The 6,337-nt window shown below is 44.1% G+C and carries 4 protein-coding genes; all 4 read right to left on the reverse strand.

The features are described from left to right. Positions 1-53: 53 nt before the first annotated feature. Positions 54-3,728 carry a chromosome segregation protein SMC gene (gene smc / locus DP116_RS08945; protein ID WP_169154858.1) on the reverse strand — a complete coding sequence of 1,225 codons (3,675 nt, stop codon included), beginning with the start codon at positions 3,726-3,728 and terminating at the stop codon, positions 54-56. A 167-nt stretch (positions 3,729-3,895) separates the two neighbouring features. Continuing rightward, positions 3,896-4,237 carry an MFS transporter gene (locus DP116_RS08950; protein WP_169154859.1) on the reverse strand — a complete coding sequence of 114 codons (342 nt, stop codon included), beginning with the start codon at positions 4,235-4,237 and terminating at the stop codon, positions 3,896-3,898. A gap of 24 nt (positions 4,238-4,261) precedes the next feature. After that, positions 4,262-5,383, reverse strand: coding sequence for a sensor histidine kinase (locus tag DP116_RS08955; protein ID WP_500676652.1), 1,122 nt, complete (start codon positions 5,381-5,383; stop codon positions 4,262-4,264). A gap of 8 nt (positions 5,384-5,391) precedes the next feature. Beyond that, entirely contained in the window at positions 5,392-6,099 is a 708-nt protein-coding gene (locus DP116_RS08960; protein ID WP_169154861.1) for a response regulator, read from the reverse strand. Between the last annotated feature and the right edge of the window lie 238 nt (positions 6,100-6,337).

Below are 6,337 nucleotides of genomic sequence, written 5' to 3' on the forward strand. Positions count from 1 at the left end.
ACCGAGTCCTGATCTCGAATCCGGTTTATCTATACACTATTATTAACAAAAACTCAAGCACTTGTTTGGTCAGATTGTAGCTTAATTCCCAAAACTTGGGTATAAGCTCCTCTTGCTTGAGTCACGCCAATTGTACGTTCGGCTGATTCTATCATCGGGCGACGCAAACTGACAACGATAAATTGTGCTTGTTGCGCCTGTTGCTTAATCATTTTAGCTAATCGTTCTACGTTTGCTCCATCTAAAAACATATCTACTTCGTCAAATGCATAAAATGGTGATGGACGGTAGCGTTGCAAAGCAAAAATAAAGCTCAATGCAGTCAGAGATTTTTCTCCTCCTGACATAGAAGCAAGTCGCTGTATAGGTTTACCTTTCGGGTGTGCAACCAAATTTAATCCGCTGTTGAATGGATCTTCTGGATCGTCGAGTTGTAAGTATCCGTCACCCTCAGAAAGGACAGCAAAAATTGATTGAAAGTTTTCATTGACAGCGTCAAAGGCTTCTTTAAATGCACGTTGACGCAATGTGGTAAAATTCTCAATTCTTAAGAGTAATTCGGTGCGCTCTCCTTCTAAGGTTTGCAATTTTTGAGTGAGTTCTTCAAGGCGTTTTTGCGTACGCTCATATTGTTCTAACGCGAGCATATTCACAGGTTCCATTGCTTGCAGGCGTTTGGCAAGAGAACGCAATTCTTTTTGCAATTCTTCTAAATTGACTTTGTCTGGTACTTCCGGCAAAGGTAGTGGTAATTCCGATCCCATAGTTCGCAATTGGGTTTGCAGTGCTGCGAGTTCTTCTCGCCGCGTTTGCTGGGTTTCTTGCAATTTTTGCAGTTCCCATTCCAATTGTTGTTGGCGCATTGTGTGCGATCGCAATTCTTGTTCTGTTGCGTCCCGTTTTTGCTTCTCCTCTCCCAAATTTTGTTCCATTTGACTCAAAGCCGCGCGAGTTTCAGCAATTGCAGTGCTGAGATTGAAGTGCTGAGATTGAAGTGCTGTACGTTGATTTTGCTGCTTTATCTGCTCTTGATGGTACTCTTGAATACGCTGCTCTCCAACAACAATTTTTTCTTGCAATCGCTGCTGCTGATTTTCTAAATCTTTTAGTTTTTGCTCTGCTTCCCTTAAGGCTCCTTCTCGCTGTTGCAATTGTTGCTCTTGAATTTTGATCCTTGCTTGGATTTGTTGCCATTCTTGGGGAGTTTGGGACTGCTCCAACTCAGTCAAAGCGTGTCGTAGTTGTTGTAATTGCTGCTCTTGGTCAGGTAATTCCCGATCCAAAATTTCTAAACGGGATTGGACGGTAGTTAATTTTTCTGTGTTTTGCGAAAGCTGCGATCGCGTTGTTTCTAATTGCGCTGTCAAACTTTTTACCTCTTTTTGCAACTGTTCCAAGCGTAGTTGTTGTTCTCGCCGCGCCTGTCGTGCTTCCGTCACCTCTTGTGTCAGTTGTTTTGTTTGAGAAGAAAGAGAATGAATTGCTGAACTACAACGTTCTAAAATGCGCTCAATATCAGTCAACCGACTTTTTAAAGAAGAGACTTCCTCAGATTCCGCAGCTTCCACCGTACCAAACCGCAACGATGAACGCTGATTCGTGCTACCACCAGTCATTGCACCACTGGTTTCTAATAATTCTCCGTCTAAGGTGACAATACGATAAAGTTTCATATGCTGACGCGCGTCAGCGAGATTTGCAAAAACGACTGTGTTACCAAAAACGTAGTTGAACACATCCTTATAGCGGCGATCGCACTCAATCAAATTCACAGCATAATCCACAAACCCATTCACATATCGCAGTGTAAAATCTTGGGTAAATTTGGCAACCTGAATTTTATTCAACGGTAAAAAAGTCGCTCGCCCACCACGTTTTTGTTTCAGCAGTTCAATTCCTGCGGCTGCTATGCTGTCATCTTCGACGACAATATGTCCCAAACGCGCCCCAGCAGAAGTTTCCAAAGCCAATTGATAACGAGGTTCCACCCGTCCTAGCTGTACAACTAATCCACAAACTCCAGGCATACCCGATTGTAGGATAATTTTGCTCGCTTGAGTTCCTTGGACTTCCTGCTGTGCTGCTTGTTGCGCCTCTAGTTTATCCAATTGGCGTTGTTTCTCTCGTTGTTCTTGCAAGAGGCGCTTTTGGGTTTCCTGCTGGATTTGCAGTTCTTGTTCTGTGGCGGATAGTGTTTCGGCTAAGTTTTGAATCGGTTCGCCAGAAGTGTTAAATTCTGTTTCAACTTGTTGACATTCAGCTTGTCTTTCTGCTATTTGAGGTTCTAAAGTTTGAACGAGTTCGGTTTGTTCTTGAATTTGCTGCTGGAGTTGGTTATTACGTTCTCCCAGTTGTGCTTGTTCTGTACGTTGAGGTTCAACAGTTTGCAGCAAAGTTTCAATTTGACGATTCAGGGCTGTTTGTTGTTGTACCCAAGCTTCTGAGGCGGAAGCAATTTGGGCTGCTGCTTCACGAGAGTTTTCTAATTCTTGTCGCGTCTGGTCTCGTTCGGTTCGTCGTGAGGTGATAAATTGCGTTTGTTCAACTTGTTGTTGTGCGACTTGTTCTAAAGAATGGTGATGCTGTTGAATTTCCTCTTGAGTTTGTTGTAGACGCTTAACGGTTTCTTGTGCGGCTGTTTCTAATTCTTTTTGCTGACGCTGAAGCTGTTTACGTTCTGCTTCTTGGGTAGCAAGGGTAGATTGTACCGCTAAAAGTTCTTCTTCTCCCAAGGCTTTGACATGGGCGTTGAGTTGTTCAAGTTCGGCGGTTTTTTGGGTGATTTCTGAATTTAGGCTGGTGAGTTGAGTTGTGAGTTCAGTCGAGGTGCGATCGCCGTCTTGAATTTGCGTCGCTAACTTTTCTTGCTGTGCTTGTAGGGAACGCCATGATAAAACTGCTTCCCATTGTTGTTTGTCTTGAAATTCAGTGCGGAGTTTTTGGTATTTTTCAGCTTTGGCGCGATCTTGGGAGAGGCGATCGCGTTGTCCAGTTAACTCTGTCTCAACAATACGACAACTGTCTTCCTTCTCCTTAACTTGATCCAAAGTTTCTTTTGCCTGATTGATTTTGCGATCAAACGCCGCCACCCCTGCCAATTCATCAATAATTTCCCTTCTTTCGCGGGGGTTCATCGAGATAATACTGGTGACATCCCCTTGCAGGACAACGTTGTAACCTTCCGGATAAATACGTAAATTTTCTAGTTCTTCGTGTAACTCTGTGAGAGTGCAAGAAACACCGTTGATGTAGTAATTTGAAGTATAAGTTCCTTGCGGAGTGACTCGCAGCCTTCTAGTGACACTCCACTCGCTACCTGGTTTCGCACGTATTTTTTCTTTGCGATTTCTTTCATCCTCGGTTTCTTCTTCTTGCGCTTCCTCTGGTTTCTCAACTTCCTCATCTTCATCGATGGAGACGACAGAGGAGATTTCCTCAAGTTCATCATCAGGTTCATGGTCTGACAAATCAAACGTTACCGTAACGGAAGCTTCCACAGCGGAACGAGATTTGCTAGTTTGAGTCGTGTTGACTAAATCAGGAAGGCGATCAGCACGCATTCCTTTGGAACTGGCGAGTCCCAGGCAAAACAGCAGCGAGTCTAGAATATTGGATTTCCCAGAACCATTCGGTCCAGAAATGACTGTAAACTCCGGCAGTAAGGGGACAGAGGTTGTACCGCCGAAGGATTTGAAGTTCGTGAGTTGTACGCGCTTTATATGAACCATCGCGCTGTTTTACGGGGCCTGTGACGTTCAAGTGTATCAACACTCTCAAAAGATTAGCGTGAAAGTGATTGAACCGCCAAGAGGTAAAGAACGTTAAAGAGGAGGGAAGGAGAGTTTAAAACCAGTTTATCAATAGAATTTCGTATTTCATAAGCTTGCCTTATGCTTTAGGAATAGCAATATGGCCAAATATGAAATTGGTATGGAGACAATTGATCAAAGTAGATAAATGCCAAAGGTAAGGCAAGAACAGAACAAAAACTCAGTAGATCTGCGGTTACGCTTATATTCCACGCACCGAATCTATCAATGGCACGTCCGCCGAGAACTGTAGCCAATATGATCGCAACTATATTACCCGCGCTGGCAATGCCGGTAACTAACGGGGAATTAGTAAACTGTAAGACCAATATAGGTATTGCAACAGCTGCAACCTGATTCCCCAAGAGGGACAAGAATTCTGCAGTGATTAAGCCAATTATCGGCATTGATCGAATGTCGGATTTCATAAGTTGGCTGCAATCATCAGATTCTTATGCCAAAGGTAGGGAAAATCGAAACGTACTTCCCTTATTTAGCTCACTTTCAACCATAATTTCGCCTCCCTGCAACATCACAAGACGCTGAGAGATAGCTAAACCCATTCCAGAACCACCAGGGTGGCGGATACGAGAGCGCTCTGATCGCCAAAATCGATTAAAAACAAAGGGTAAATCCTCTGCTTTCATACCATGACCTGTGTCAATGACCGCAATCCATAATTTCGGAGGTTCGCTCCAAACTCGCAGTGTGATAGAACCATTCACAGTGTAGCGTACTGCATTGCCAAGTAGATTGACCAGAATCTGCTCAACTCGCTCAGGATCGGCAGATACCAAAGGAGGATTGGGTGGGTACTCCAAGCGCAACACCGGACCGTCTTCTAGTAGTTGATCACCAAACCGTTTCATTAGGGAAAGCAGGAGTGGATGTAGATCAATGGGTTGAATCTTGATGGGTAAATATCCCGCCTCCGCCTTAGAAAGTTCTTGTGTATCATTCACCAACCGACCTAGTCGGGCGGTCTCTCTGGCTAATCGCTCAAACAGTTCTGTTTTTGGTTCAATCGCGCTATCTGCTAAACCCTCCAGAGAACCCTCCAAGATTGTCAACGGCGTACGTAGCTCATGGGTTAAATCTTCGATGAGTTCTCGACGACGCTGTTCTACCCCTTCAAGGTTTGATGCCATTCGGTTAAAATTTATGGCAAGGCGGTTCAACTCTGGAATTTCACTCTTGGGTATACGCGCTGTCAAGTTCCCCTGAGCAAACTGCTGAGTAATTTTCTCCATCTGAATCAGAGGTTGTACGATGCGCCTAGCAAACAAATAACTCAAAGTTCCTGCTACGGTTGCACCTATTAATAGTGACCACCAAACTCCTTGGTTCCAGACTACCTCACACTTGTTAATCAACTCATTGTCAGTTGCACCCAGATTAAATCCTCGTCCTTCCAAAGGCGTTAAGTGCAACCCATACAAGTGGTGCGAGAAGAACCAGCCGACTATGAGTGGGGTACTCAATCCAACTAGCATCACAATAATGTTGCTCAACAGTAATCGCGATGCTCCAGCAGGGAGCCGCGCAAGGCGCGAACGCAGGCTAAGCTTACTCACAATTGGTCCTAGATAACTTGATCTTCAAACTTATAACCTACTCCAATCACAGTTTTGACAAAAGTTGGATTGGCTGGATCGGGTTCAATTTTTTTTCGTAGACGTGCGATGTGGGTATCAACAACCCGCTCATCGCCATAAAAGTCACTACCCCAAAGTTTCTCAATGAGTTGAGTTCGATTCCAAACCCGACCAGGGTCACTCATAAATGTTGCTAGTAGTTCAAACTCCAAATTCGTTAGGTCTAAACGAGTCAATTGATTTGTACTCAGAATCCGGCTGGCTGAGTGTTGCTCAATATTAATGACAAAGTGTTGGGTACGATAAATCTGACTTTGCTTACCATCACGTCGCATCCGTCGTAGGAGTGCTCGCACACGGGCTACCAGTTCCTTTAGGCTGAATGGCTTGACGACGTAGTCATCTGCTCCAGTTGATAAACCGACGATCCGATCATTCTCCTCACCCTTCGCCGTCAACATCAAGATGTAAGGGTCTTTAAAGCTTGGTTGCTGTCGAATGCGGGTACAAACTTCCAGTCCGTCCAAACCGGGAATCTTTAGATCTAGGATTATTACGTCTGGCGAATACTCTTGAAACACTTGAAGCGCACTTAAACCATCAGAGCAGTGGCGACAAGAAAATCCTTCTTTTTCCAAATACAGTTGAATTAACTGAGCAATTTCAACTTCATCTTCAACAATCAAAATCTCCATTAGCCTGATAAAGATCTTTTGTGCCAAGGATTAATAGTAAACCACTTTATCAGACCATATCAACTAAGGACGAAGTTTGAGCAATACGCGAACTGGCGGGAGCACGAATATTCCACAACCCCGTGACAGACTTTACAGATTCTTCACAAACGTTGGCATACATTTCAACAAGTCTTAGCGAGAATCTCACAACTTCGTTACAGGATTGACATATCTTTATTACCTATTTGTTACAAGA

This window comes from Brasilonema bromeliae SPC951 (assembly GCF_012912135.1).
In the GTDB taxonomy this organism is placed as follows: domain Bacteria; phylum Cyanobacteriota; class Cyanobacteriia; order Cyanobacteriales; family Nostocaceae; genus Brasilonema; species Brasilonema bromeliae.

Excerpts from the sequence above, each read along its gene's own strand:
- smc (WP_169154858.1), bottom strand. The coding sequence starts at position 3,728 with ATGGTTCATATAAAGCGCGTACAACTCACGAACTTCAAATCCTTCGGC.
- DP116_RS08950 (WP_169154859.1), bottom strand. The coding sequence starts at position 4,237 with ATGAAATCCGACATTCGATCAATGCCGATAATTGGCTTAATCACTGCA.
- DP116_RS08960 (WP_169154861.1), bottom strand. The coding sequence starts at position 6,099 with ATGGAGATTTTGATTGTTGAAGATGAAGTTGAAATTGCTCAGTTAATT.